Annotated in this window: 23 protein-coding genes and 2 tRNA genes; 10 read left to right on the top strand and 15 right to left on the bottom strand. The window is 72.0% G+C overall.

Annotated elements, in window-relative coordinates:
- The first annotated feature begins 2 nt into the window (after nt 1-2).
- Together rsgA and ACZ7G1_RS10490 are read left to right on the top strand one after the other, a co-directional pair.
- Entirely contained in the window at nt 3-1,016 is a 1,014-nt protein-coding gene (rsgA, locus tag ACZ7G1_RS10495) for a ribosome small subunit-dependent GTPase A (RefSeq protein WP_470872488.1), read from the top strand.
- 93 nt (nt 1,017-1,109) lie between these two features.
- On the top strand, nt 1,110-1,433 hold the full coding sequence (locus ACZ7G1_RS10490) for a DMT family transporter (RefSeq protein WP_017236286.1): 324 nt from the start codon (nt 1,110-1,112) through the stop codon (nt 1,431-1,433).
- On the opposite strand, the gene ACZ7G1_RS10485 is transcribed toward ACZ7G1_RS10490, so the two are convergent.
- Nucleotides 1,325-1,957 (bottom strand): TetR/AcrR family transcriptional regulator, encoded by a 633-nt coding sequence (locus tag ACZ7G1_RS10485; RefSeq protein ID WP_470872781.1) that lies wholly within the window; start codon nt 1,955-1,957, stop codon nt 1,325-1,327. The genes ACZ7G1_RS10490 and ACZ7G1_RS10485 overlap by 109 nt on opposite strands.
- A 150-nt stretch (nt 1,958-2,107) precedes the next feature.
- Here ACZ7G1_RS10485 and hisN point away from each other — a divergent pair, with 150 nt between their 5' ends.
- Nucleotides 2,108-2,917: a histidinol-phosphatase gene (hisN, locus tag ACZ7G1_RS10480; protein WP_470872489.1), complete on the top strand. Its 810-nt coding sequence runs from the start codon at nt 2,108-2,110 to the stop codon at nt 2,915-2,917.
- Nucleotides 2,918-3,063: 146 nt separating this feature from the next.
- Entirely contained in the window at nt 3,064-3,453 is a 390-nt protein-coding gene (locus ACZ7G1_RS10475) for a CBS domain-containing protein (protein WP_470872490.1), read from the top strand.
- Nucleotides 3,454-3,534: 81 nt separating this feature from the next.
- Here the strand turns inward: ACZ7G1_RS10475 and ACZ7G1_RS10470 are convergent, their stop codons facing one another.
- Entirely contained in the window at nt 3,535-5,004 is a 1,470-nt protein-coding gene (locus tag ACZ7G1_RS10470) for a catalase (RefSeq protein WP_470872491.1), read from the bottom strand.
- A gap of 150 nt (nt 5,005-5,154) precedes the next feature.
- On the opposite strand from ACZ7G1_RS10470, the gene ACZ7G1_RS10465 reads away from it, so the two are divergent.
- Nucleotides 5,155-5,574: a Fur family transcriptional regulator gene (locus ACZ7G1_RS10465; RefSeq protein WP_150266252.1), complete on the top strand. Its 420-nt coding sequence runs from the start codon at nt 5,155-5,157 to the stop codon at nt 5,572-5,574.
- A 116-nt stretch (nt 5,575-5,690) separates the two neighbouring features.
- Here the strand turns inward: ACZ7G1_RS10465 and ACZ7G1_RS10460 are convergent.
- The 4 genes from ACZ7G1_RS10460 to ACZ7G1_RS10445 form a co-directional block, all read right to left on the bottom strand.
- Nucleotides 5,691-5,764, bottom strand: a tRNA-Met gene (locus ACZ7G1_RS10460).
- Nucleotides 5,765-5,810: 46 nt separating this feature from the next.
- Nucleotides 5,811-7,781, bottom strand: coding sequence for a tetratricopeptide repeat protein (locus ACZ7G1_RS10455; RefSeq protein WP_470872492.1), 1,971 nt, complete (start codon nt 7,779-7,781; stop codon nt 5,811-5,813).
- A gap of 204 nt (nt 7,782-7,985) precedes the next feature.
- Nucleotides 7,986-8,059 (bottom strand) — tRNA-Met (locus tag ACZ7G1_RS10450).
- A gap of 44 nt (nt 8,060-8,103) precedes the next feature.
- Nucleotides 8,104-11,007 carry a UPF0182 family membrane protein gene (locus tag ACZ7G1_RS10445; protein ID WP_470872783.1) on the bottom strand — a complete coding sequence of 968 codons (2,904 nt, stop codon included), beginning with the start codon at nt 11,005-11,007 and terminating at the stop codon, nt 8,104-8,106.
- Between the two features lie 135 nt (nt 11,008-11,142).
- Between ACZ7G1_RS10445 and ACZ7G1_RS10440 the strand changes: the two genes are divergently transcribed.
- Nucleotides 11,143-11,694 (top strand): PPA1309 family protein, encoded by a 552-nt coding sequence (locus ACZ7G1_RS10440; RefSeq protein ID WP_470872493.1) that lies wholly within the window; start codon nt 11,143-11,145, stop codon nt 11,692-11,694.
- Nucleotides 11,695-11,819: 125 nt separating this feature from the next.
- Here the strand turns inward: ACZ7G1_RS10440 and ACZ7G1_RS10435 are convergent, their stop codons facing one another.
- From ACZ7G1_RS10435 to ACZ7G1_RS10420, 4 genes are all read right to left on the bottom strand, one after another.
- Entirely contained in the window at nt 11,820-12,908 is a 1,089-nt protein-coding gene (locus tag ACZ7G1_RS10435; protein ID WP_470872495.1) for a YlbL family protein, read from the bottom strand.
- Between the two features lie 68 nt (nt 12,909-12,976).
- Nucleotides 12,977-13,111, bottom strand: a complete 135-nt coding sequence (locus ACZ7G1_RS10430) for a hypothetical protein (RefSeq protein WP_470872793.1) — start codon at nt 13,109-13,111, stop codon at nt 12,977-12,979.
- Between the two features lie 308 nt (nt 13,112-13,419).
- Entirely contained in the window at nt 13,420-13,881 is a 462-nt protein-coding gene (locus ACZ7G1_RS10425) for a molybdenum cofactor biosynthesis protein MoaE (RefSeq protein WP_470872496.1), read from the bottom strand.
- A 78-nt stretch (nt 13,882-13,959) separates the two neighbouring features.
- Nucleotides 13,960-15,069 (bottom strand): SDR family oxidoreductase, encoded by a 1,110-nt coding sequence (locus ACZ7G1_RS10420; RefSeq protein ID WP_470872498.1) that lies wholly within the window; start codon nt 15,067-15,069, stop codon nt 13,960-13,962.
- A 212-nt stretch (nt 15,070-15,281) separates the two neighbouring features.
- On the opposite strand from ACZ7G1_RS10420, the gene ACZ7G1_RS10415 reads away from it, so the two are divergent.
- Together ACZ7G1_RS10415 and ACZ7G1_RS10410 are read left to right on the top strand one after the other, a co-directional pair.
- Entirely contained in the window at nt 15,282-16,706 is a 1,425-nt protein-coding gene (locus ACZ7G1_RS10415) for a zinc-dependent metalloprotease (protein ID WP_470872500.1), read from the top strand.
- Nucleotides 16,703-17,227 carry an NUDIX hydrolase gene (locus ACZ7G1_RS10410; RefSeq protein WP_470872502.1) on the top strand — a complete coding sequence of 175 codons (525 nt, stop codon included), beginning with the start codon at nt 16,703-16,705 and terminating at the stop codon, nt 17,225-17,227. Before ACZ7G1_RS10415 ends, ACZ7G1_RS10410 begins: the two co-directional genes overlap by 4 nt.
- A 63-nt stretch (nt 17,228-17,290) precedes the next feature.
- Here ACZ7G1_RS10410 and ACZ7G1_RS10405 read toward each other — a convergent pair whose 3' ends face one another.
- The 4 genes from ACZ7G1_RS10405 to ACZ7G1_RS10390 form a co-directional block, all read right to left on the bottom strand.
- Nucleotides 17,291-18,046 (bottom strand): AIM24 family protein, encoded by a 756-nt coding sequence (locus tag ACZ7G1_RS10405; protein WP_470872504.1) that lies wholly within the window; start codon nt 18,044-18,046, stop codon nt 17,291-17,293.
- 17 nt (nt 18,047-18,063) lie between these two features.
- A complete protein-coding gene (locus ACZ7G1_RS10400; protein WP_470872506.1) occupies nt 18,064-18,744 on the bottom strand; it encodes an AIM24 family protein in 681 nt (226 codons plus the stop codon).
- Nucleotides 18,745-18,758: 14 nt separating this feature from the next.
- Entirely contained in the window at nt 18,759-20,384 is a 1,626-nt protein-coding gene (locus ACZ7G1_RS10395) for a TerD family protein (protein WP_470872507.1), read from the bottom strand.
- A 149-nt stretch (nt 20,385-20,533) separates the two neighbouring features.
- On the bottom strand, nt 20,534-21,109 hold the full coding sequence (locus ACZ7G1_RS10390; RefSeq protein WP_470872509.1) for a M48 metallopeptidase family protein: 576 nt from the start codon (nt 21,107-21,109) through the stop codon (nt 20,534-20,536).
- Nucleotides 21,110-21,320: 211 nt separating this feature from the next.
- Between ACZ7G1_RS10390 and ACZ7G1_RS10385 the strand changes: the two genes are divergently transcribed.
- A complete protein-coding gene (locus tag ACZ7G1_RS10385) occupies nt 21,321-22,502 on the top strand; it encodes a ThiF family adenylyltransferase (protein WP_470872510.1) in 1,182 nt (393 codons plus the stop codon).
- Between the two features lie 41 nt (nt 22,503-22,543).
- On the top strand, nt 22,544-23,887 hold the full coding sequence (locus ACZ7G1_RS10380; RefSeq protein ID WP_470872512.1) for an ABC1 kinase family protein: 1,344 nt from the start codon (nt 22,544-22,546) through the stop codon (nt 23,885-23,887).
- 8 nt (nt 23,888-23,895) lie between these two features.
- On the opposite strand, the gene ACZ7G1_RS10375 is transcribed toward ACZ7G1_RS10380, so the two are convergent.
- Entirely contained in the window at nt 23,896-24,078 is a 183-nt protein-coding gene (locus tag ACZ7G1_RS10375; RefSeq protein ID WP_470872514.1) for a hypothetical protein, read from the bottom strand.
- Nucleotides 24,079-24,158 lie beyond the last annotated feature (80 nt).

Raw genomic sequence — 24,158 nt, 5'->3', positions numbered from 1 at the left:
CCATGCGGCGTTACGGCAAGCACACCGACGAGGACGACATCCGCCAGCGGCCCAACCGCAAGGGCACCCGTCCCCGTACCACCATCCGGCCCAAGCACGAGGACGCCGTCGAGGGCATGGTCCTCACCGTCGACCGCGGCCGGCTGACCTGTCTGGTCGACGACCGGATCGTGACCGCCATGAAGGCGCGCGAGCTGGGCCGCAAGGCCGCCGTGGTCGGCGACCGGGTCTCGATCGTCGGCGACCTGTCCGGCGAGAAGGACACCCTGGCCCGGATCGTGCGGATCGGCGAGCGCAGCTCGGTGCTGCGGCGCACGGCCGACGACGACGACCCGTTCGAGCGGGTGGTCGTCGCCAACGCCGACCAGCTGGCGATCGTCACCGCGCTCGCCGACCCGGAGCCGCGCCCCCGGCTGATCGACCGCTGTCTGGTCGCCGCCTACGACGGGGGGCTCTCCCCGCTGCTCGTGCTCACCAAGTCGGACCTGGCGCCGCCGGACTCGCTCCTGGAGATGTACGGGGCGCTCGGCGTGCCGTACGTGGTGACCACCCGCGACGAGTTCGTCGACGGGGTGGCCGCCGAGCGGGTCCACGAGCACCTCAAGGGCCGGACGACCGCGTTCGTCGGCCACTCCGGCGTCGGCAAGACGACCCTGGTGAACGCCCTGGTGCCGCCGGAGCGGCGGCGTACCACCGGGGTGGTCAACGCGGTCACCGGCCGCGGCCGGCACACCACCACCTCGGCGCTGGCCCTGCCGCTCAACGACAAGGAGGGCGGCTGGGTCATCGACACGCCGGGCGTGCGCTCCTTCGGTCTGCACCACGTCGACCCGTCCCGGGTCATCCACGCCTTCCCCGACCTGGAGCCGGGTACGGAGAACTGCCCGCGCGCGTGCAGCCACGACGAGCCGGACTGCGCGCTCGACGCGTACGTGGCGGAGGGGCACGCCGATCCGGCGCGGCTCGTGTCGCTGCGGCGCCTGCTCGCGACCAGGGAGCGACGCGAGGGCGACTGAGCCACCGGCGTTTACGGCCGAGCGCCGGCGGATAAGGGCATAATCGCACCAAGTGCGACGAAGCAGTCACCGACGGCGTGGGAGGCACTGACGATGGCGTGGCTGCTGGTGGTGATCGCGGGGATCCTGGAGACGGGCTTCGCGGTCTGCCTGAAGCTCTCGCACGGTTTCACCCGGCTGTGGCCGACGATCGCCTTCGCGGCCTTCGCGCTCGGCAGCTTCGGCCTCCTCACCCTCGCGCTGCGGAAGCTGGACGTCGGCCCGGCGTACGCGGTGTGGACGGGGATCGGCGCGGCCGGGACGGCGATCTACGGCATGGTCTTCCTCGGTGACGTGGTCTCCACGCTCAAGATCGTCTCGATCAGCCTGGTCATCGCCGGCGTCATCGGGCTCCAGCTCTCCGGCTCGGCGCACTGACCCTCGGGCGGCACCGGCGCCACCACATGGCTGAGCGCGAGCCGTACGGCGAGTTCGCAGCCGGCGGCCCACCGCTCCCCCGCACAGGCCGCGGTCTGCGCCACGAGCTCGCCGGGCGCGGGCGGTCCCGCGTCGGCTCGCCGCTGCGCGGGTACGGGGGCGGGCCGGGCGCCGGGCCTGGCCGGCCGGGGCGCGGGCAGCCGCTCGTCCCAGGCGCCGGTGAGCAGGGCCCGCAGTATCGGGCGCACGGCGGCCTCGGCGACGATCCACTCGGCCACGGCGACGACGTTCCGGCCGGGCGGCGCCGGGGCGGCGAGCAGGGTGCGGACGCCCTGGAGATAGCCGTCGGCCTCCCTCCGTACCAGCGCGCGGGCGAGTCCCTCCTTGCTGCCGAACTCGTTGTAGAGCGTCTGCCGGGAGACGCGTGCGGCGGCGGCGAGGTCGGCCATGCGGATCGCGGACCACGGCCGGTGGGCGAGCGCGGCCAGCGCGGCGTCGAGCAGGGCGGCGCGGGCGTTCGCCATCGTCACCTCCGGGAGGGAACGGTTCTCCGCTCAGGTACCGCCCCAGCGTCGACAGCCGCCCGTCCCCTGTCAAGGGTCTCCGGCGGGGTCGCGCGGGGCGCCCGTGGACGCTTCCCCGGGCGTTCGCGCCACGGGGATAGAGTGCCGGTCATGGCCGATTACCACGATGATCTGCGTCTCGCCCACGTCCTCGCGGATGCCGCCGACGCGGCCACCATGGACCGATTCCAGGCGCTCGACCTCAAGGTCGAGACCAAGCCGGACATGACCCCGGTGAGCGAGGCCGACAAGGCCGCCGAGGAGCTGATCCGCGGACAGCTCCAGCGGGCCAGGCCGCGCGACGCGATCCTGGGCGAGGAGTACGGCGTCCAGGGCTCGGGCCCGCGCCGCTGGGTGATCGACCCGATCGACGGCACCAAGAACTACGTGCGCGGGGTGCCGGTCTGGGCGACCCTGATCGCGCTGATGGAGGCCGGCGACACCGGGTTCCAGCCGGTGGTCGGCGTGGTGTCGGCCCCGGCGCTCGGGCGCCGCTGGTGGGCCGCGAAGGGCAGCGGCGCGTACACCGGCCGCAGCCTCTCCTCGGCGACCCGGCTCGGCGTCTCGAAGGTCGCGTCCCTGTCGGACGCCTCCTTCGCGTACTCCTCGATCAGCGGCTGGGAGGAGCAGGGCCGGCTCGACGGCTTCCTCGACCTCACGCGCGCGTGCTGGCGGACCCGCGCCTACGGCGACTTCTGGCCGTACATGATGGTCGCCGAGGGCTCCGTGGACATCTGCGCCGAGCCCGAGCTCTCCCTCTGGGACATGGCCGCCGTCGCGATCGTCGTCCAGGAGGCCGGCGGCACCTACACCGGCCTCGACGGCCGCCACGGCCCCCACAGCGGCAACGCCGCCGCCTCCAACGGCCTCCTCCACGGCGACCTCCTCAGCTACCTCAACCAACAGCCCGCCGAGGCCTGAGCGCCCGCCGCACCCCCGGGGGCGCCTCGCGCGCCCCCTTGTCGGCCTCCTCCCCCGGTGTCACTCTGAGAGTCCCCCCACTTGTGAACTTGTGAATTCCTTCTCGTTGAAGGCGGGAGGGGTTCACCAAGGAGGTGGCTCCGTCCATGCTCGTCCGTGACGCCATGAGCACCGTGGTCCTCACCATCGGCCCCGCACACACCCTCCGGCAGGCGGCAAGGCTGATGTCGGCGCGCCGCGTCGGCGCGGCGATCGTCCTCGACACCGACGCAGGCGGGCTCGGGATCATCACCGAGCGCGACATCCTGAACTCCCTGGCCCGCGACCAGGACCCCGACCTGGAGACGGCGGGCTCGCACACCACCCGGGACGTCGTCTTCGCCGCCCCCGGGTGGACCCTGGCGGAGGCGGCCGAGGCGATGACGCACGGCGGCTTCCGCCACCTGGTGGTCCTCGACGACCGGGGGCCCGTCGGCATCGTCTCCGTCCGCGACATCATCCGCTGCTGGATCCCGGTGCACAGCGTGGCCGGGTGAGCGGACCCGGCGCGTGACACGAAAGCGGGCCGGGACTCCGTACGGAGATCCCGGCCCGCTCTCTGTCTACGGCAAGCGCCCTCAGCCGCGGAGGGCCTGGACCGCGGCGTCGAGCCGCTTGCCGAAGTCGCCGTCCGCCTGGCGGAAGTTGTCGATCGCCCGCTCGGCGATGTCGTCGCGCGAGACCTTGGCGATGAAGCCGGCCAGGTTCGCGACCAGACGGCCCTTCTCGTCCTCCGACATCAGGCGGTAGAGGTTGCCGGCCTGGACGAAGTCGCTGTCCTCGGCGTGCGAGGGGGCGGCGTGGTCGCCCGTGACGCCGGAGACGGCGGTCGGCTGCCACAGCGGCCGGTCGGTCTGGTGCGGGCCGCCGAAGCTGTTCGGCTCGTAGTTCTTCGCGCCCTTGTGGCGGCCGTCGTAGAGGTAGCCGTCACGCGAGTTGGTGCGCGCCTCGGTGGCGTGCGGGCGGTTCACCGGCAGGTGGTCGGCGTTGATGCCGACGCGGTAGCGGTGGGCGTCGCCGTAGGCGAAGAGGCGGCCCTGGAGCATCTTGTCCGGGGAGGGGCCGATGCCGGGCACGAAGTGCGCGGGGCTGAAGATCGACTGCTCGACCTCGGCGAAGATGTTCTCCGGGTTGCGGTTGAGCTCCAGCTTGCCGATCTCGATCGGCGGGTAGTCCTCGTGCGGCCACACCTTGGTGAGGTCGAACGGGTTGAAGCGGTAGTTCGCCGCGTCGGCCGCGGGCATGATCTGGACCTGCACGGTCCAGCTCGGGAAGTCGCCGCGCTCGATGGCCTCGCGCAGGTCGCGCTGGTGCGAGTCCGGGTCCTCGCCGGCGAGGCGGTTGGCCTCGTCCTGGGTGAGGTTCTTGATGCCCTGGTCGGTCTTGAAGTGGTACTTGACCCAGAAGACCTCGCCGGCCTCGTTGTTCCACTGGAACGTGTGCGAGCCGTAGCCGTTCATGTGGCGGTACGAGGCGGGGATGCCGCGGTCGCCGAAGAGCCAGGTGACCTGGTGGGTCGACTCCGGGGAGAGGCCCCAGAAGTCCCAGACGTTGTCGGCCTCCTGCGAGCCCGAGTACGGGTCGCGCTTCTGGGTGTGGATGAAGTCGGGGAACTTGATGGCGTCCTTGATGAAGAACACCGGGGTGTTGTTGCCGACGAGGTCGTAGTTGCCCTCTTCGGTGTAGAACTTCAGCGCCCAGCCGCGGGGGTCGCGGACCGCGTCGGCCGCACCGAGGTTGCCGGCGACGGTGGAGAAGCGCAGGAAGGTCTCGGTCTCCTTGCCGACCTCGGAGAGGAACTTGGCGCGCGTCCACTGCGAGACGTCACGGGTCAGCGTGAAGGTGCCGTAGGCGCCCGCACCGCGCGCGTGGACCACGCGCTCCGGGATGCGCTCGCGGTTGAAGTGGGCGAGCTTCTCGAGCAGGAGCTGGTCCTGGACCAGGACCGGACCGCCGACGCCCGCCGTCTCGCTGTTCTGGTTGTCGGCGACCGGCGCGCCGGCCTCCGTGGTGAGCGGTCCCTGCGTCACGTGCGCCTCCTGCGTCATTCCTGCGAGTCCTGTCTCTCGACCCGGCCCCTGAAAGGGCTCTTGGCCAATCCCGGTTTCGATCCTACGATAGACAATGTCTAAGTCAAGTGAACTTCCAAACTCACACCCGTTCGGGACCCCGCTCCCCCGGCTGTTAGGCTGGCCCTCATGAGTGACCTGTTGGAACGACTGCGCGGACGCGGCTGGCGGATGACCGCGCAGCGGCGTGTCGTGGCCGAAGTCCTCGACGGGGACCATGTGCACCTCACCGCCGACGAGGTCCACGCCCGCGCCGTGACGAGACTCCCCGAGATCTCCCGCGCGACCGTCTACAACACGCTGGGCGAGATGGTCACGCTCGGCGAGGTCATCGAGGTCGCCACCGACGGACGCGCCAAGCGCTACGACCCCAACGCGCACCGGCCGCACCAGCACCTGGTCTGCGGCCGTTGCGGTGCCATCCGCGACGTCCACCCGGCCGGCGACCCGATGGCGGACCTCCCTGACACCGAGCGCTTCGGCTTCACCATCTCGAACGTCGAGGTCACCTACCGGGGCATCTGCCCGAGCTGCGCGACCACGGCCTGACGCACCGGACTTCCGAGAACAAGCCCCCCGCCCGCGCGGGGGGCTTCTTTCGGTGCCGACGCATACGACGAAGGCCCGGATCCAGTGACTGGATCCGGGCCTTCGTTGCTACTGAGTAGCGGGGACAGGATTTGAACCTGCGACCTCTGGGTTATGAGCCCAGCGAGCTACCGAGCTGCTCCACCCCGCGTCGGTGAACCCAACCTTACGGGACCGTTCGGAGCAGGGCAAATCCATTAGGCGGTGAGCTCCTGGTGGAGCGCCTCGCTGAGCCGGGCCGCCCGCTCGGCGACCTCCGCGGGGCCGAGCTCGACCGCGCGGGCGCACCAGTGGCGCCCCTCGGTGAGCTCTCCCCGGCGTGCCGCGAGGAGCGCGAGCCGGAGCGCGGCGCGGCCGTGGCCGGCCCGGGCGGCCCGGGTCCACCAGAGAGCGGCCTCGCGCTCGCTGCCCTCGCGGGCGAGGAGCAGGCCGAGGTTGAAGGCGCCGTTGCGGCTGCCCGCCTCGGCCGCCTCGCGGTACCAGCGGTCGGCCTCGGCGAGGTCACCGCGCCCGGCGGCGAGCATGCCGACCCGCACCTGGGCGCGCCGGTGCCCCTGCTGGGCGGCGCGCTCGTACCACTCCTCGCACTCGGACTTCTCCTCGCGGGGCGCGCCGAGCACGGCGGGGCCGGGCTCGGGGCGGCGGGCGTCGAGCACGGAGGCGAGCCGGAAGGCGGCCTCGGCGCTGCCGCCGCCGGCCGCGCAGCGCAGGTGCCGCTCGGCGGTCCGCTCGTCGCCGTCCCTGAGGGCGGCGATGCCGACCTGGAGGGCGGCCTCGGTGTGCCCGGCGGCCGCGGCCCGCTCGTACCAGACCAGGGCCGTACGGTCGTCGTCGCGTCCGGCGTGCAGGATGCCCAGGTTGAAGGCGGCGTCGACGCTGCCGGCCTCGGCGGCCTTGGAGAACCAGGGCTCGGCGCCGTTGGCGTCGCCGGCCTGGAGCAGCAGGACGGCCAGCGCGTTGGCGGCCTCGCGGTGGCCGGCGTAGGCGGCGCGGCGGTACCACTGCTCGGCCTGCGGGATGCGGTCCTGGGCGGCGCAGAGCAGCCCGAGGTTGTAGGCGCCGTTGACGTCGCCGGCGTCCATGGCGGCCCGGTACCAGCGCTCGGCGGTCTGCTGCTCGCCGCGGGCGGCGTGCAGCGCGCCGAGGGCGTTCGCGGCGTTGCCGTCGCCGTCCTGGGCGGCACGCAGCCACCACACGGCGGCGCTCTCCTCGTCGCCCGCGTCGCGGAGCAGGAAGCCGAGGGCGCAGGCGGCCTTGGCCTCGCCCTCCTTGGCGGAGCTGAGGTACCAGCGGCCGGCCTCCTTGAGCTCGCCGCGGTGCTCCAGGATCGCGCCGAGGTGCAGCGCGGCCCGCCGGTGTCCGCGCGCGGCGGCCTGCCGGAACCACTGCTCGGCCTCGGCCGCCTCTCCGCTGGGCTCGCCGACGGCCGCCCCGGGCGCGGGCGCGCCCGCGACGCCGTCGGGGCGGACGCCCGGGGGCACCCGGAGGCGGCTGCCGGTGTCGTGCGGGCCGCGGACGGTGTCGGTGGCACGGCGTTCGAGGGCGACGGCGAGCCGGTAGGCGGCCTCGCGGTGGCCTTGTTCGGCGGCGGCGCGGAGCCAGCGCTCGGCGCCGACGTCGCTGCGGTGCTCCAGGAGGTCGGCGAGGGCGTAGGCGCCGAGGGCGTGGCCCTGCTCGGCGGCCTGGCGCAGCCAGTACTCGGCGGCCGGTTCGTCGCCGCGCTCGCGGTGGTGGCGGCCGAGCGCGTGGGCGGCGGGGGCGGATCCCGCGACGGCGGCGACCCGCCACCAGCCGGCGGCCTCGTCGGCGTACCCACGCTGGTGCAGCAGGACGCCCAGGTTGTTGGCGGCGGCCCGGTCGCCTTCGGCGGTGGCGCCGCGCAGGAAGGGCTCGGCGCCGTCGAGGTCGCCGCGGCGCAGCAGCAGCGCGCCGAGGGCGCTCATCGAGGCGAGGTCACCGCGCTCGGCGGCCCGTCGGTGCCGGGCCTCGGTCTCGGTCTCGGTCTCGTTCTCGGCGTCGGTGGTGCCGGCGCCGGTCGTGGCGGTGGTGTCGACGACCGCATCGACGGCCCCTACTGCCTCGATGATCTCGTCTGCGGCGTTTCTGGCGTGCCGCTGCACAAACCGCCCTGTCTCCAACAGAGTTGCCCTGTCCCCCATAAATACCATCGTCGCACCACCCGCAACCCGAGCACACCTGGTATACCGCAGCCAGTGAGGTCACTCAGCGTTTTGTCGACATGCCCACAGAGAGACAAGTCAAACACGCCTCACGCCAACTCGCCCCTTCCGTACCGCTCTTCGCACCCCCATGCAATACCGACACACGACGAGGGCCCGGATCCTGATGGATCCGGGCCCTCGTCCTCTGAGTAGCGGGGACAGGATTTGAACCTGCGACCTCTGGGTTATGAGCCCAGCGAGCTACCGAGCTGCTCCACCCCGCGTCGGTGAACCAACAGTACCACGACGCGGGGCAGAAACCCTCAGGTCAGCCGCCTGAGGGGCTCGTCTTGAGCTTCGCCCCGGCGTCCGCGGCCCGCTGGAGGGCCGCCTGCAGGTCCTCCTGCGCCTTGCCGTACGCGGTCCAGTCGCCCTTCTGCAGGGCGGCCTCGCCGGCGTCGTACGCCTTCTGGGCGTCGGAGATGGCCTGCTGCAGCGCGGCGTCGTTGGACGCCGGCGGCGGGGTGGTGCCCGGCGGCTTGGTGGTGCCCGGCGGGGTCGTCGGCGTGCTGGGCGCCTCCACCCCGAAGACCGCGTTGAGCGCCTTGGTGAGGTTGTCCTCGAACACCGTGGTGTCCTTGGTGGTGTCACCGTCCGGCTGGTCCGCGTCCACGTACGACACCGCGACCTTCTTCAGGAGCGGGTAGAGCGCGTTGCGGCCCTGGGCGTAGACCGGCTCCACGTACAGGAAGCCGCCGTCGAGCGGGACGGTCAGCAGGTTGCCGTACTGGATGTCCGAGTCGGCGCCCTTCATGTCCCGGACGAACTGGGCGACGGACGGAAGGCCGTTGAGCTTGCTCTGGACCTGTGCCGGGCCCGGCACGTCCTCGGTGACCCGCAGCAGTCTCAGCCGGCCGTACTCCTTGCTGGTGGCGTCGGCGTCGACCGCCATGAAGCCGCCCAGGTTGGGCCGCCCGTTCGGGGTGAACGTCGTCGTCAGCGAGAAGCGCTGCGCCGCGTCCCCGGGCATCTTCATGCTCAGGTAGTACGGCGGGACCGCGTTGCCGTCCTTGTTGGTCGGGTCGTCCGGCACCTGCCAGGCGTCCGAGCCGCTGTAGAACTGCGCGGGGTCGGTGACGTGGTAGCGGGTCAGCAGCTCGCGCTGGACCTTGAACATGTCCTGCGGGTAGCGCAGGTGTGCCATCAGGTCGCCCTTGATCTCGGACTTCGGCTTGACCGTGTCAGGGAAGGCCTTCATCCAGGTCTTGAGGACCGGGTCCTGGGTGTCCCACTCGTAGAGCTTCACCGTGCCGTCGTAGGCGTCGACGGTGGCCTTCACCGAGTTGCGGATGTAGTTGACCTGGTTCTGCTGGGCGACGACGGCGCGCTGCTGGTTGCCGACGGTCAGCGAGTCGGCCGTGGTGTCGCCGAGCGTGGTGCGCGAGGCGTACGGGTAGCCGTTGGTCGTCGTGTAGGCGTCGATGATCCACTGGATCCGGCCGTCGACGACCGCCGGGTAGGCGTCGCCGTCGATGGTCAGCCACGGGGCGACGGCCTCGACGCGCTCCTTCGGCGTGCGGTTGTAGAGGATCCGCGAACCCTCGCCGATGGCCCCCGAGTAGAGGATCTGCGGCTCGCTGAAGGCCACCGCGTACGCGGCGCGGTTGAAGGTGCTGGAGAGGCTGACGCCGCTCTTCTCCTTGTAGCTGGTGGTCTTCTCGCCGTTCTCCTCGTAGTCCAGCTCCTTCTGCGGGCCGCCCACGATCGAGTACTGGTCGGTCTTCTCGCCGTAGTAGATCCGCTGCTGGTACGTGCCGAGGGAGCCGGTCGTCGGCAGTCCGGACTCGGTGAAGACCGGGGAGCCGTTGGCGTCCGTCTGGGTGCCCGCGGCCATGATCGCGCCGAAGCCGTGGGTGTAGGTGAAGTGGTCGTTGATCCAGTTCCGCTTCGGGATGCCCTTGATGTTGAGCTCACGCAGACCGACGACGGTGTCCTTGCCCTGGTAGCGGTCGACGTCCAGGGTGGTCGGGAACTGGTAGTACTTCCGCTTCTGCTCCAGCTGCTGGAACGTCGGCGACACGATGTTCGGGTCGAGGACGCGGTAGCTGGCCGCCGTGTCGGCGTCCGTGCGCAGCTGGTCCTTGGCCTTCACCGTCGACTTGCCCGAGTAGTTCTCCGGCTTGGTCGAGTCGATCGCGTACGCCTTGCGGGTCGCGTCGATGTTCTTCTGGATGTACGGCGCTTCCTTGGCCTGCTCGTTCGGCTGGACCTGGAACTTCTGCACGATGGCCGGGTAGAGGCCGCCGATCAGGATCGCCGAGAGGACCATCAGGCCGAAGCCGATCACCGGCAGCTGCCAGGTGCGGCGCCAGAGCGTCGCGAAGAACAGCAGCGCGCAGATGACGGCGATGCAGAACAGGATCGTCTTCGCCGGCAGGTACGCGTTGGCGTCGACGTACCGCAGGCCCGTCCAGTTGCCGGTCGCCTTGAAGTCGCTGGACTTCACCGCGAGGCCGTACCGGTCGAGCCAGTAGGCCACGGCCTTCAGCGACACGAAGACGCCGAGCAGCACCGAGAGGTGGCCGGTGGCGGCGGCGGTCGCGCGGGCACCGGGGCTGGTGATCCGCAGTCCGCCGTACAGGTAGTGGGTGAGCGCGGCGGCGATCAGCGACAGGACCGCTGCGGCGAAGCCGAAGGCGAGGAGGAAGCGGTACCAGGGCAGGTCGAACGCGTAGAACGCCACGTCGAGGTCGAACTGCGGGTCCTTCTGGCCGAACTTCACTCCGTTGACCCACATCAACCAGGTCCGCCACTGCCCGGAGGCGGAGGCGCCGGCGATCAGGGCCACCAGGGCGGTGACCGCGAGCAGCACCCACTTCTTGAAGGGGGCGAGGCCCATCCGGTACCGGTCGAGGCTCTGCTGCTCCAGGGACATCGCGCTGAGCGGCGGCCTCAGCCGGTACGCCAGCCAGATGTTCAGGCCGACGGCCAGCCCCATCAGCAGGCCGAAGACCGCGAACAGGCCGATCTTGGTCCACAGCGTGGTGGTGAACACGGACGAGTACTTGACCGAGCGGTACCAGAGCCAGTCCGTCCAGAACCCGGCGAACATCACGAACGCCATGGCCAGCACGGCCAGCACGCCGAGCGTCATGAGCAGGGTACGGGCCCGCCGGGACGGCCGGCCGACTCTCATCCTTGGCCCGGACGGGCTCCCGCCGCGGTCCGGCATCTGGAAAGCCAACGTGCGCCCCTCGATGTTGATGCGTCTGAAAGCAGGCCCCGCGATCGTAGAGCCCACTGGTGCAACTTACTGAGGCTTTACCTAGTTCCCGTCTTCAGGGGAAGACGAGGCAGGATATTGCTCATGTCCAACGTTTCCCCCTCCGGCCCGGCGATGGCCGCGAGCCCCCTCACCCGCGCGGTGCTCGAGATCGACGAGTACGCGTCGGGTCTCGGCTGGGATCAGCCGGCCCGCCTCTTCGCCCTGGTCGACACCGCACGGCTGCGCGCCCAGGAACCCAAGCTCGCCTCCCAGCTCGGCCTGGGCGACGACGCCACCGCCTACACCCCCATCGAGCAGGACAAGCTGCCCCGCGGCAAGGCCCTCGACGAGTTCCTCGGCACGATCGCCTGGCCCGCGGGCGTCGCGGGCTGCGCGCTGACCGTCGAGCGGCTCATGCTGCCCCCGTCCGCCGAGGCCCAGGTCCCGCAGGGCCTGAACGAGAAGCAGCTGGCCAAGTGGGTGGCCGGCCACCCCGACCGCCAGGAGGTCCGGATGACCGTGGCGGTGCTGCGCGGCGGCGCCCGCGAGGCGGCGATCCGGCTCCGCGAGAAGGACAGCGCCACCGAGGTGCTGACCGGCCCCGACCTCGTGCCCGGACTCGCCGAGGCACTGGCGGCGACCTTCGAGTCCTGATCCGCCGCCGATCCGCCGTTACGCCGAAGGGGCGCCCGTCATGTCGACCGGGCGCCCCTTCGGCGTAACTCCGAGGCTCAGTTCTCGAACGGCTCAGTTCTCGAACGGCTCAGTTCTCGAACGGCTCAGCTCTTCGAGCAGCTCGGCAGGGACTTCGTGTCGCCCTTGCGGAGCTTCTCCAGGGACTTGGTGGCGTCGTCGATGGTGTCCACCTTGACCAGGGTGAGGCCGTCGGGCGTGTCGGAGGCCGCGGCCTCGCAGTTGTCGGCGGGGGTGAGGAAGTACTCGGCGCCCGCGTTCCGCGCGCCGACCAGCTTCATCTCGATGCCGCCGATCGGGCCGACCTTCCCCTTGTCGTCGATGGTCCCGGTGCCGGCGATGAACCGGCCGCCGGTGAGGCTCTCCGGGGTGAGCTTGTCGACGATGCCGAGGGCGAACATCAGTCCGGCGCTCGGGCCGCCGACATCCGCCAGGTTGATGTCGATGGTGAACGGGAAGACGTGGTCGGTGCCGGCCTGGATGCCGACGACCGCCCGGTCGCCCTCCTCGGACGTGGTGGTCTTGATGACCACCTTCTCGGTGACCTTCGGCTCCCGGCGCGCCTTCTCGGCGGCGGCCGCCTCCTTGGCGGGGACGATGGTGAACTCGACGTCCTGGCCCGGCTTGCGCTTCGTCACCTGCTTGGCGACGTCGGTCTGTTCCTTGACCGGCACCCCGTCCACGGCCTTGATCACGTCACCGGCGTGCAGCTTGCCCTCGGCCGGGGAGCCCTTGATCACGGTGGCGACGACGACCCTGGCGACCACCGGGATGCCCAGCTCCCCGAGCGCGGCCACCTTGGCGCTCTCCTGGGACTGGCTGAACTCCTCGGCGTTCTCCTGGCTCGACTCCTCCTCGGTCTTCCCGTCCGGGTAGAGGGTGTCGTGCGGCACCACCACGTTGTCGTGGGCGAGCCAGCCGTAGACGGCCTCGACGGCGTTCATCTTGTAGTCCGCGCTGGTGACCCGGACGGTCGTCATGTTGAGGTGTCCGTCGGTCGGGTACGTCTTGCGTCCCGAGATCCGGAGGACCGGTTCTCCCCTGGCCTCACCGAGGGTGTTGACCGTGGGCCCCGGGCTCATCTCCGCGTACGGCACCGGGATCAGAACACCCGCGATCAGCAGACAGATCAGGACCAGGGTGGAGGCGAGCATCGTCGCGGTGCGGCGTGGCATGGAACGACAGTACGGGACTCGTCTGTGGGTGCACCCCTGGGGCGGGTCCGTACGAGGGCGCCCGGGGGTCAGCTCGACGGCGAGGTGCTCACACCGCCGGTCGCGGCGGCCGGTTCGCGCTCGGCCCGGGCGGAATCCGGGGTGGTGGGGTGGGCGCGTTCCATCGCGTCCCTGAAGCGTGCGTAGCCGGCGAGTTCGGCCACGTCACCTATCGTCTTGTTCCTCGAAGCCCAGCTTCCCCATATCGCCGCGCCGACGACTGCGAAAAGCGGAATCAGCAACCAGGCCAGCGCTGCCATCCCGACCTCCCATCCCCAGTGAGTTGATCAGCAGACTGTGTCATCTGTGAGACCAACGCTCGCGCCTGGGGGCCGGTTACGCAAATCGGGCGTTCGGCTACGCCCTGTCGGCGCGCCTGCTTGCCGCGTCAGCAGGCGCGGGTGAGCGCTCAGCAGGCGCCGACCCTCCCCCAGCCTTCGGCCGGGGGCACCCCCAGTCTCCGGGTGAGCGCTCAGCAGGCGCCGACCCACTCTTCTGTGCCGTCCGAGAAGGTCTGGTGCTTCCAGATGGGCACTTCGTGCTTGAGGTCGTCGATGAGCTTGCGGCAGGCCTCGAAGGCCTCGCCGCGGTGGGGGCAGGAGACGGCGACGACGACCGCGATGTCGCCGACGCGCAGGTCGCCGACGCGGTGGACGGCGGCCAGGGCGCGGACCGGGTAGTTCGCGACGACCTTCTCCGCGACCCGGCGCAGCTCCGCCTCCGCGGTGGGGTGGCAGGAGTAGCCGAGCGCGTCGACGTCCGCGCCGCCGTCGTGGTTGCGCACGGTGCCCACGAAGAGCGTCGTGCCGCCGGAGGCGTCGTCGCCGACGGCCCGGAAGACCTCGTCGACGGAGAGCGGGGTGTCACGGATCGCGAGCAGCTTGATCGGGTCGTCCGCCGCCTGCTCACCGGGGTGGTCGTGCTTGTGCGCCATGAGGCCATGGTGCCGCACGGCGCCGACATCCGGTAAGAGACCTTTCGACCTGTGGACGAGACCCTCCGTAGGAGAGTCCTACAAGCCGCGCCGCTTCCTCATCTGGCGGACCAGTGCCGCCGTGCCCAGCAGGGCCACCGTCGCACCGGCCGCGCCCGCCGCCGTGGCGTCCTTGCGGCCCAGCCTGCGTCCGGCGACGGTGTGACGGCCCTCGGCCTCGGCGAGGAGCGCCGCGAGGACCTCCTCGTTGGTCCACTTCGGCCGCCAGCCGGCGTCGTGCAGCCGCCCGACGCTGACCACCCAGGGGTGCATCGTGTACGCAAGGTCGCCCGCCGGGGACGGGGTGAGGCCGATCCGGTGGAGCCGGGCCGCCGCGCCCAGGGCGACGGCGGAGGGGAGCTCCATGCGCCGGATGCCGGAGAGCTCCTCGACCTCCTCCTGCTCCAGCCAGCCCTCGCAGCCGACCGCGAGCTCCCCGTCGACCTTCTCCAGGGCCGCGTACTCGAGCGCGCTCACCAGGTCCTCGACGTGGCAGAACTGCCAGGTCGGCCGGGATCCGGCGACGACGAGCAGCCGGGGCGACTCGAAGTAGCGGGTCAGCGCCGTGTCCGTACCGCCGACGAGGACGGCCGGGCGGACCACGGTGACGTTGAGGCCGGGGTGCGCGCGGGGCGCGCGGCGGCCGAGGCGCTCGATCTCCAGCATGTCGCCGACGCCGGTGGCCTCGGCGGTGGCCCGGAGCTCGGCGTCCTCGGAGAGCGGGATGTCGTTGTCGGGCAGCGCGCCGTAGACCATCGCCGAGGTGCACAGCACCACCCGGCGGACGCCGGCGGCCGCGGCGGCGGTGAGGACGGTCTGCGTGCCGCGCACGTTGTAGGCCGTTCGGGCGGCGGGGTCGGTCTCCAGGTCGAGGTCGACGGCGAGGTGCACGACGACGTCCGCGCCGCGCAGCTTCTCCGCGATGGCCGGATCGCGCACGTCGAGGATGTGCCACTGCGCCTCGGCGACCTCGCCCCGGCGTTCGTCGATCGCGACGACCCGCTTGACCTCGCCGGAGGCCACGAGGCTCCTGGTCAGCAGGTCGCCGACGCCGGAAGCGGCGCCGGTGACCGCGACGACGGGGCCGCGCACGGCGGACCGGGTTGAGGGGTTTCGCGCTCCGCGAACCTGAGGATCTGGGGAACTCACCGGGCGTCTCCAGCGGTTGTCTTCAGTACGTACGCCGCATGACGCGTACGGACCAGGTGGCGTCCATCCTGCCGCAGGGCACGGCCCGGCGGAGCACCGAGCCCATTTCCGGCCCGGATGTCTACGCTGGTGGTGTGCGGGTCTGTCTGACAGGCCTGGTCGGGCAGTCGCCGTCGGCAGGAGGCCGGCGGCCCTACGAGCCGAGGAAACCTGTGAGTGACACCCCATTCGGATTCGGCCTTCCGCCGGAGGAGCCGGAGAACGGCGACGAGGGCAAGAAGAAGGACCCCGCCGGAGGTGGGCAGGGGTCCGGCGGCAACCCGTTCGGGGCGAACCCGTTCGGCTTCGGCGGACTGCCGGGCATGGGCGGCCCCGGCGGCGGCGCGGACAACCCGTTCGCCGCGATGTTCGGCTCGCTGAACCCCAACGACCTGGGGGCGGCCTTCCAACAGCTCGGCCAGATGCTGAGCTACGAGGGCGGTCCCGTGAACTGGGACATGGCCAAGCAGATCGCCCGCCAGGTGGTGGCCCAGGGCACCCCCGACGGCACCAAGGACGCCAGCGTGGGCCCGGCCGAGAAGTCCGCGGTCGAGGAGGCCGTGCGCCTCGCCGACCTCTGGCTCGACCAGGTCACCTCGCTGCCCTCGGGCGCGGGCATCGCGGTGGCGTGGAGCCGCGCCGAGTGGGTCGAGGCGACGCTGCCGGCGTGGCAGCAGCTCGTGGACCCGGTCGCCGAGCGCGTCGGCTCGGCGATGGGCGACGTCCTGCCGCAGGAGATGCAGGCGATGGCCGGCCCGCTGATCGGCATGATGCGCTCGATGGGCGGCGCCATGTTCGGCCAGCAGATCGGGCAGGCCGTGGGGGCGCTCGCCGGTGAGGTCGTCGGTTCGACGGACGTCGGCCTGCCGCTCGGCCCGGCCGGGCGCGCGGCGCTGCTCCCGCTGAACATCGAGGCCTTCGGCAAGGACCTCGGCGTGCCCTCGGACGAGGTGCGGCTCTACCTGGCCCTGCGCGAGGCCGCTCACCAGCGTCTCTTCGCGCACGTGCCGTGGCTGCGGGCGCACCTCTTCGGCGCGGTCGAGGGGTACGCGCGGGGGATCAAGGTCGACACCTCGAAGCTGGAGGAGGCCGTCGGTCAGCTCGACCCGACGCACCCGGAGCAGCTGCAGGAGGCGCTCCAGCAGGGCATGTTCCAGCCGGAGGACACTCCGGAGCAGAAGGCGGCCCTGGCCCGTCTGGAGACGGCGCTCGCGCTGGTCGAGGGCTGGGTGGACGCGGTGGTCCACGAGGCTGCGAAGTCGCGGCTGACCTCGGCGGACGCGCTGCGCGAGACGCTGCGCCGGCGCCGGGCCTCGGGTGGTCCGGCCGAGCAGACCTTCGCGACTCTGATCGGTCTGGAGCTGCGTCCGCGGCGGCTGCGGGACGCGGCGCGCCTGTGGGCCTCGCTCACCGACGCGCGCGGGGCGGACGGCCGCGACGCGCTGTGGGAGCACCCGGACATGCTGCCGACCGCGACCGACCTGGACGACCCCGACGGCTTCGTCCACCGCGAGACCCTCGACTTCTCCGAGCTCGACAAGATGCTCGGTGAGGCCGCCAAGGGCGAGAACCCGGAAGACGGAGACGCCGAGAAGTGAGCCTGTACGACGACGCCGTCCTCGTCCTGAAGCGGTACGAGGACCAGTCCGAGCTGCGCGATGTCTATCTGGCGCACCTCGCCGAGCACCCCGACGGCATGTACAAGCCCTGTGAGGCCGGGCATCTGACCTCCAGCGCGCTGGTGATCGACCCCTCGCGGGGCCGGGTGCTGCTCACCCTGCACAAGAAGCTGAACATGTGGCTGCAGATGGGCGGCCACTGCGAGGCGGACGACACGACGGTGGAGTCGGCGGCGCTGCGCGAGGCGGCCGAGGAGTCCGGGATCTCGGGCCTGACGCTGCTGCCCGGTGGCCCGGTGCGGCTCGACCGGCATCCGATCCCGGCGCCGTGCAACTGGCACCTGGACGTGCAGTACGCGGCGCTCGCGCCGGCGGACGCGGTGGCGGAGATCAGCGACGAGTCGCTCGACCTGCGCTGGTTCGCGTACGACGAGGTGGCGGGCGTGGCGGACGAGTCCGTGGTCCGTCTCCTGGAGGCGACGCTGGCGCGGCTCGCCTGAGGGACGCCTGAGGGACGGCGAAGGGGCGGCCTCCGGTGGAGGCCGCCCCTTTCCCGTGCGTACTCAGTTCCAGGCGTTGTTCTGGTTCTGCGCGTGGGAGCCGTGCTGTCCGGCGCCGAACTGGGCGGCGATGCCCTGCCCGATGCCGGCGTTCTGCGGGGGCATGACCTCGCTGGGCTGGACCAGCGCGAAGCCCTGGCCGAGGAAGCTGAGCTCCCAGCCCTCGCCGGTGTTGCCCCGGCGGCGCATGACGCTGGAGTTGGTCGTCTGGGCCTGCATCTGCACGCGCAGCCCGGTGGACCAGGCGACGATCGCGTCCGCGTCCACGTTGACGTACTTGTCGGGCGTGACGTGCATCATCAGCGGCTGCCCGGAGGTCATCAGGGCGACCTTGCCGCGGCCGGAGATGTTGAGCTGGTACTTGCCGGAGCCGGAGATGCCGTACTGGCTGTCGACGGCGATGACCTCGGTGTGGAGGGTCGAGTCGAGCGCCAGGACGTAGGCGCTGTCGACGGTGAGGCCCTCCTGCTCGACCTCCACGATGTGGACGTACTGGGCGAGGTTGGCGAAGTAGACCGTGCCCTGGCCGGAGCAGCGCATCAGGTCGAGGCCCTCGCCGGTGCGGGCCTGGGCCCGGCGCTGGCTCGGGGTCTTGTACTCGCCGTCGAAGTCGACGAGTCCCTGGTACGCGACCATGGCGCCCTTGCGGGCGAGGATGTCGTCCTGCCCGGTGAGCGTGATCCGCAGGAGCTGCGGGTTCTGGATGACGTACCGCTCCTGGCTCTGCTGTTCGGCGTGGTTGAAAAGCGGGCTCTGCATGGTGTTCTCGCTCCCCCTCAGCCCCGGACCCGAAGGCGGTCGGTGCTGTCCTCGCTCGGCTGTACGACGACGATGCCCTGGCCCGAGAAGGCCATCTGCATGGCCTCGCCGCTGCCCCGCCCGATGAGGGCGGAGGCCTTGAAGCTGCGCTTGGCCTTGACCTTGAGCGCCGGCGACCAGGCGACGAGCGCGTCGGGGTCGACGTACGTCTCGTCCTCGCCGCGGCCGCAGTCGACGACGATCGGCGTGCCGCGCGAGGTGAGCGCGACCCAGCCGGTTCCGGCGATCTCGACGTTGAACAGGCCCTGTCCGGCGAACTTGGCGAGGCCCTTGACCCGCTCGACGCCCCACTGGAGGTGGGCGTCGAAGGCGAGCAGGTTGGTGCCGTTGACCGAGATCGAGTCGTTCTGGAGGTTGATCACGACCACGTCGGCGCCGTAGTCGGCGAGGTAGAGCAGGCCGTCGCCGGCGCACTTCATGATCGGCGTGCCTTCGCCGGTGGCCCACTCCCTGGCGACCTGGCGGGCGGCGGGCGGGTTGGGCTCGTAGGTGATGAAGCCCTCGTAGGCGACCATCGAGCCGGCTCGGGCGTACAGGTCCTGGCCGGAGGCCATGGCGACCTTCAGCATGGTGCGGCCGTGGTTCTCCATCCGGGCCGCGACGGGGGTCGGGGCGTAGCCCGCGAGTTGCTGGTTCATGACTTCGGGCTCCCTCAGACCTCGTAGGGCTGGACGACGATGAAGTTGCCGGGGGCGCCCCGGAACTGGAGGTTCACGGTCTCTCCGCTGTGGCCGGGGTAGGCGTTGCGCCGGAGCCTGACCTGGCTGGAGAGGATGACCTGGGACGCGGACGACCAGGCGACGACCGCGTTGCAGTCGGCGAAGGTGGTCGGTGTGACGGGCAGGACGACGGGGACGCCGTGGGTCTTCACGACGACCGTGCCGGTGCCCTGGAACTGCATGGTGAACAGCGCGCCGCCGGGGATGCCGTGGCCCTCGATGCGACGGACCTCGTACTGGAGGGACTCGTCGAACGCGAGGACGTTCTCGGCGGAGACGCAGATGCCGTCGCCCTGGAGCTCGATCGGGTGCAGATGGGCGCCCTGCTCGGCGAGGAAGACCTGGCCGCGGCCGGTGCACTTCATGAGCTGCATCTCCTGGCCGGTGGCGTTGCCCACGATCCGGCCGGCGAAGCCCGCGCTCTTGTAGGAGAAGTCGACCTTGCCCTGGTACATGACCATGGAGCCCTGCCGGGCGAGCACGGGCACCCCGCCCATGGCCAGGTCGACCCGCATGAGCTGCTGGTTCTGCGGCGTCCAGCGGGCGCCGGTGGCGGTCTCCTTGTACGGCGCGAGCGCGGCCGCGAGCCCGGCGCCGGTCGCCGGGACGCCCTGCGGGACGCCGGCGGGCTGCCCGTAGGCGGGGGGCTGCTGCCCGTAGGCAGGGGGCTGCTGCCCGTACGCCGGGGGCTGCTGGCCGTACGGGGGTGCCTGCGGCGGCTGGCCCTGGCCGGGGTACTGCCCCGGGACCTGGCCGTACTGCGGCTGCTGGGGCGGCTGCGGCGGCTGGCCGTACGGGCCGGGGGCCGGCGCGGGCGGCGGGACGGTGGCGGGTGCCATCGGCGCCACCATCGTGGGCGCCGCGTGGACCGGCTGCGCGGGCGCCGGGGGCTGCGGGGCCGGCGGCGCGCCGAACGCGGGCGCGGGGGCCGGGGCCTGCGCGGGCGCGCCGAAGGCCGGGGGCGCCGCGCCCTGCGGCGGCGGGGCGAAGCCGGGGGCCGCGGCCTGCTGCTGCGGAGCCGCGGGCTCCTCCTCGGCGACCTCGCCGCCGAAGTTCCGCAGGAGCGCGTCGAGGCCTCCGTCGAAGCCCTGGCCGACGGCGGCGAACCGCCAGACGTCCTTCAGATAGAAGTCGCCGAGCATCACGGCGCGCTCGGTGGAGAACTCCGCGCCGGTGAACGCGTACCGGGCGACCTCCTCGCCGCCCGCCACGATCCGCAGATGGCCGGGGCCGATCTGGGACATCTGTCCGGCGCCGTCGATCGTCGCGGTGAACGACAGCTTGTGGATGTTCGCCGGGATGCGGTCGAGGGTGACGCGGAACGACTCGGTGTCTCCGGCCTGCGCCCCGAGCAGCTGGACGGACTCCTCGGGCGTCTTCGGCTGGTTGAAGAACACGAAGTAGCGGTCGTCCGAGAGCCGCTCGTCCGCGTCGAGGCCGAAGCAGCTGATGTCGAAGGTCAGTCCGGGCGCCGCGATCTGCACGCCGACGTACAGATCGGTTCCCGCGGTCAGATCACTGATCTTGGCCTTGTGGCCGCGTTGGAATTCCCTGGCCATGCGTAACGTCCGTCCCCCATCCCGAATGGCGAATGCTCGCGCCAGGCTAACGGCTGAGTGCGACATTGAGACAGGGCGGGTCGTTTTCGGTACTGAATCGGGAAACCCGCGCACCGATGCGTACCGGAGTGGTCACTCCCGGCTGGTCGTCACTCCTCGCGGGCGGCCGGGAGGTGCGGCAGCCGGCCGGCGGCGACCACCCCCTCCAGGTAGCCGCGCGCACGCTCGGTGCGCGGGTACGCCTCCAGGAGCCGCCAGAAGCGCGGGCCGTGGCCCGGCACGAGCAGATGGGCCAGCTCGTGGAGGAGGACGTAGTCGACGACGTACTCGGGCATGCCCTGGAGCCGGTGGGAGAGCCGGATGCTGCCCTCCGAGGGGGTGCAGGAACCCCAGCGGGTGTTCTGGTTGGTGACCCAGCGGACCGAGCCGGGCCGGGCCCGGCCGTCGAAGTACTGCTCCGACAGGCGCAGCGCCCGCTCGGTCAGCTCGCGGTCGCCGAGGACGCTCCGGCTCTCCTGCGCGGCGAGCTTGTCCAGCATCACGCCGACCCAGCGCCGCTCCTCCGCCTCCGACATCCGGGCCGGGATGAGCACGATGGTCCGGTCGCCCTCGCGGTACGCCGACACGGTTCTGCTCCGCCGCGGGCTTCTGCGGACCTCGACCGCACTCGTCCCGGCACCGCGGGGCGGCTGGCTGGTCACGCTGCGCTGTGGGTCGGCGGGCACGGCCCCGACGTTACCCGCTGGCGGCGCGGGAAGTCCCGCCCGCGGGGATGGTTTCGGGAACGTTCCGGCCTCACCGCGCACCATTTGAATGACTATTCCCCCGGCCTGTGGACAACTTTCGGCGACCGTCACGACAGCGGGGCATTGTCGTCACGGACGGCGAAAGAGCCGTTGTCGATCATGAAATGCGATCACGGGCGGGGGCGGGGAAATGCATCCGATGGTGAAGCCGGCGCTGCGGCGGGCCTGGCGGAGTCTCCAGTGCGTGCAGTTCGGAGTCACTCCCGCGCACGCGGTGGTCCTCGGCCCGGTCGACCAGCTCACCGGAACCCTGCTCGGACTGCTCGACGGCACCCGCGGGACCGAGCTGCTCCGCGCCGAGGCCCGGACGCTCGGCCTGCCGGACGGCCGCCTCGAAGGCCTCCTCCGCCGGCTGGCCGCGGCCGGGCTCCTCGCCGACGCCACGGCCGGACGCCCCGGCCGCGCCGCCCCGCCCGCCGGGGCGGCCGACCCCGCCCTCGACCCCCTCCGCGCCGACCTGGCCTCCCTCTCCGTCGTCCACCCCGAGCCCGAGCGAGCGGCCAGGACGCTCACCGCCCGGCGGGCCCTGCGCGTCCAGGTCAGAGGCGCCGGCCGGGTGGGGGCGACGGTGGCCGCCCTGCTCTCCGCGGCCGGCGTGGGCGAGGTCGAGGTCCTGGACTCCGGCCGCGTCGCCCCCTGGGAGACGGCCCCCGGCGGCCTGCCCGCCGAGTCCGTCGGCGAACGCCGGGCGACCGCGGCCCGCCGCCTGGTCCGCACCTGGGCCCGGGACGGGGCGGCCCGACGACGCGGTGCGGGTGGCCGCGCGGGAAGGGACGAGGCCGGCGGGCGGGGTGAGGAGCCCCGGGAGCACGGGCTTTCACTCGTGGTGGTGACGCCGAGGGACGGGCTGGGGGCGTACGTCCCCGATCCGCTGACCTCCGACCCGTGGGTCTCGGCCGGCATCCCCCATCTGTACGCGGGGGTCCTGGAGGCGACCGGATCGGTCGGGCCGCTCGTGCTGCCCGGTGGGACGGCGTGCGCGCGGTGTCTCCAGGAGGAGCGGACCGACCGGGAGCCGTTCTGGCCCCGGCTGCTCGCCCAGTGGCGTTCCGGTGCGCCGCATCCGCTGCCGGCCTGCGACCTGGGGCTGGCGACGGCGGTGGCGGGGCTGGCGGCCGCGCACGCGCTGGCGTTCCTGGACGGCGGCCTCCCGGCGAGCACGGGCACCCGCTGGGAGACGTCGCCGCCGCTGTTGGAGTGGCGGGCCGAGCGGCTGAGACCCCATCCGGCCTGCCCCTGCGGGGCGGCGCGCGGCGGAGAGGGGGAGCGCACCTCGGCGGCCGGGGACACGCAGGACACAATGGCGGGGTAACGGCCCTGCGCGGCACGGCAGTCTGGGTTTTGGAGGGGCGTATGTCTGATCTTCCCCGGAAGGCGGTCACCCGGACCGCCAAGTTGGCCGCGTTGCCTCTGGGCTTCGCGGGCCGGGCCACCTGGGGTCTGGGCAAGCGGATCGGCGGGAGATCGGCGGAGCTCGTCGCCCGCGAGCTCCAGCAGCGCACGGCCGAGCAGTTGTTCAAGGTGCTCGGGGAGCTCAAAGGCGGGGCCATGAAGTTCGGGCAGGCGCTGTCCGTCTTCGAATCGGCCCTTCCCGAGGAGGTGGCCGGGCCCTACCGGGCCGCGCTGACGAAGCTTCAGGACGCGGCGCCGCCGATGCCGACCCGCACCGTACACACGGTCCTCGAGGAGCGGCTCGGCGCGCGGTGGCGCGAGCTGTTCCTGGAGTTCGAGGACAAGCCGGCGGCGGCCGCCTCGATCGGTCAGGTGCACCGGGCCGTGTGGCACGACGGGCGCGAGGTCGCGGTCAAGGTGCAGTACCCGGGCGCGGGCGAGGCGCTGCTCTCGGACCTGACGCAGCTGAGCCGCTTCGCCCGGCTCCTCGGCCCGCTGATCCCGGGCATGGACATCAAGCCGCTGATCACCGAGATGCGGGACCGCGTATCCGAGGAGCTGGACTACGCCCTGGAGGCGGAGGCCCAGCAGCGGCACGCGGAGGAGTTCGCGGACGATCCCGACGTGGTGGTGCCGGCCGTGGTGCACCGGGCGGACCAGGTCCTCGTCACCGAGTGGATGGACGGGATCCCGCTGGCGGAGGTGATCGCGGACGGCACGGAGGCCCAGCGGGACAGGGCGGGCCAGCTCCTCGCCCGCTTCCTCTTCTCCGGCCCCGCGCGCACCGGTCTGCTCCACGCCGACCCGCACCCGGGGAACTTCCGGCTCCTGCCCGGCGCGGACGAGGAGGCGGGGCCGGAGGGCTGGCGGCTCGGGGTCCTCGACTTCGGCACCGTCGACCGGCTGCCGGGCGGGCTGCCGGAGACGATCGGCACCTGTCTGCGGATGGCCCTCACCGGCGACGCCGAGACCGTCTACGAGCTGCTGCGCGCGGAGGGCTTCGTCAAGGAGTCCGTCGCCCTCGACCCGGACGCGGTCCTCGCCTATCTGCTGCCCATCATCGAACCCGCCGAGGTGGAGGCCTTCGAGTTCACCCGCGGCTGGATGCGCGCCCAGGCCGCCCGGATCGCCGATCCCCGCTCCCCCGCGCACCAGCTCGGCAAGCAGCTCAACCTGCCGCCCTCCTACCTCCTCATACACCGCGTCACCCTCAGCACCATCGGCGTCCTCTGCCAGCTCGGTGCCACGGTCCGTCTCCGCGACGAACTCCACACCTGGCTCCCCGGCTTCCGGCCGCCCGCCTGAGGAGGGCGTCACCACCAGGCGGAGTCGAGGCGGCCTTCGATGGAGCGGATGTTGGCGCGGGCGCAGTCCTCGCAGAAGTAGGTGCGCCGGCCGTTCTCGACCGAGCAGGTCCAGGTCAGCGGCAGGGTCTCGGTGGTCTTGCCGCAGCGCGCGCAGACGAGGCGCTCCTCGGGATCACGGGCGTCGTTCACCCTGGTGACGATAACCCCGGCGGGGCGCGGTCGCGCGGTCAACGCACCGGGGGGGCCGGTCCGTTCGGACCGGCCCCCGC

It is taken from the genome of Streptomyces sp. NPDC037273 (assembly GCF_055603625.1).
Note: the sequence above shows the minus strand (reverse complement) of the source record. Positions and strands in the feature narration are given on the sequence as shown.

Coding starts and splice junctions, on each gene's coding strand:
- rsgA (WP_470872488.1), top strand. CDS start 3: ATGCGGCGTTACGGCAAGCACACCGACGAGGACGACATCCGCCAGCGG.
- ACZ7G1_RS10490 (WP_017236286.1), top strand. CDS start 1,110: ATGGCGTGGCTGCTGGTGGTGATCGCGGGGATCCTGGAGACGGGCTTC.
- ACZ7G1_RS10485 (WP_470872781.1), bottom strand. CDS start 1,957: ATGGCGAACGCCCGCGCCGCCCTGCTCGACGCCGCGCTGGCCGCGCTC.
- hisN (WP_470872489.1), top strand. CDS start 2,108: ATGGCCGATTACCACGATGATCTGCGTCTCGCCCACGTCCTCGCGGAT.
- ACZ7G1_RS10475 (WP_470872490.1), top strand. CDS start 3,064: ATGCTCGTCCGTGACGCCATGAGCACCGTGGTCCTCACCATCGGCCCC.
- ACZ7G1_RS10470 (WP_470872491.1), bottom strand. CDS start 5,004: ATGACGCAGGAGGCGCACGTGACGCAGGGACCGCTCACCACGGAGGCC.
- ACZ7G1_RS10465 (WP_150266252.1), top strand. CDS start 5,155: ATGAGTGACCTGTTGGAACGACTGCGCGGACGCGGCTGGCGGATGACC.
- ACZ7G1_RS10455 (WP_470872492.1), bottom strand. CDS start 7,781: ATGGTATTTATGGGGGACAGGGCAACTCTGTTGGAGACAGGGCGGTTT.
- ACZ7G1_RS10445 (WP_470872783.1), bottom strand. CDS start 11,007: ATGCCGGACCGCGGCGGGAGCCCGTCCGGGCCAAGGATGAGAGTCGGC.
- ACZ7G1_RS10440 (WP_470872493.1), top strand. CDS start 11,143: ATGTCCAACGTTTCCCCCTCCGGCCCGGCGATGGCCGCGAGCCCCCTC.
- ACZ7G1_RS10435 (WP_470872495.1), bottom strand. CDS start 12,908: ATGCCACGCCGCACCGCGACGATGCTCGCCTCCACCCTGGTCCTGATC.
- ACZ7G1_RS10425 (WP_470872496.1), bottom strand. CDS start 13,881: ATGGCGCACAAGCACGACCACCCCGGTGAGCAGGCGGCGGACGACCCG.
- ACZ7G1_RS10405 (WP_470872504.1), bottom strand. CDS start 18,046: ATGCAGAGCCCGCTTTTCAACCACGCCGAACAGCAGAGCCAGGAGCGG.
- ACZ7G1_RS10400 (WP_470872506.1), bottom strand. CDS start 18,744: ATGAACCAGCAACTCGCGGGCTACGCCCCGACCCCCGTCGCGGCCCGG.
- ACZ7G1_RS10395 (WP_470872507.1), bottom strand. CDS start 20,384: ATGGCCAGGGAATTCCAACGCGGCCACAAGGCCAAGATCAGTGATCTG.
- ACZ7G1_RS10385 (WP_470872510.1), top strand. CDS start 21,321: ATGCATCCGATGGTGAAGCCGGCGCTGCGGCGGGCCTGGCGGAGTCTC.
- ACZ7G1_RS10380 (WP_470872512.1), top strand. CDS start 22,544: ATGTCTGATCTTCCCCGGAAGGCGGTCACCCGGACCGCCAAGTTGGCC.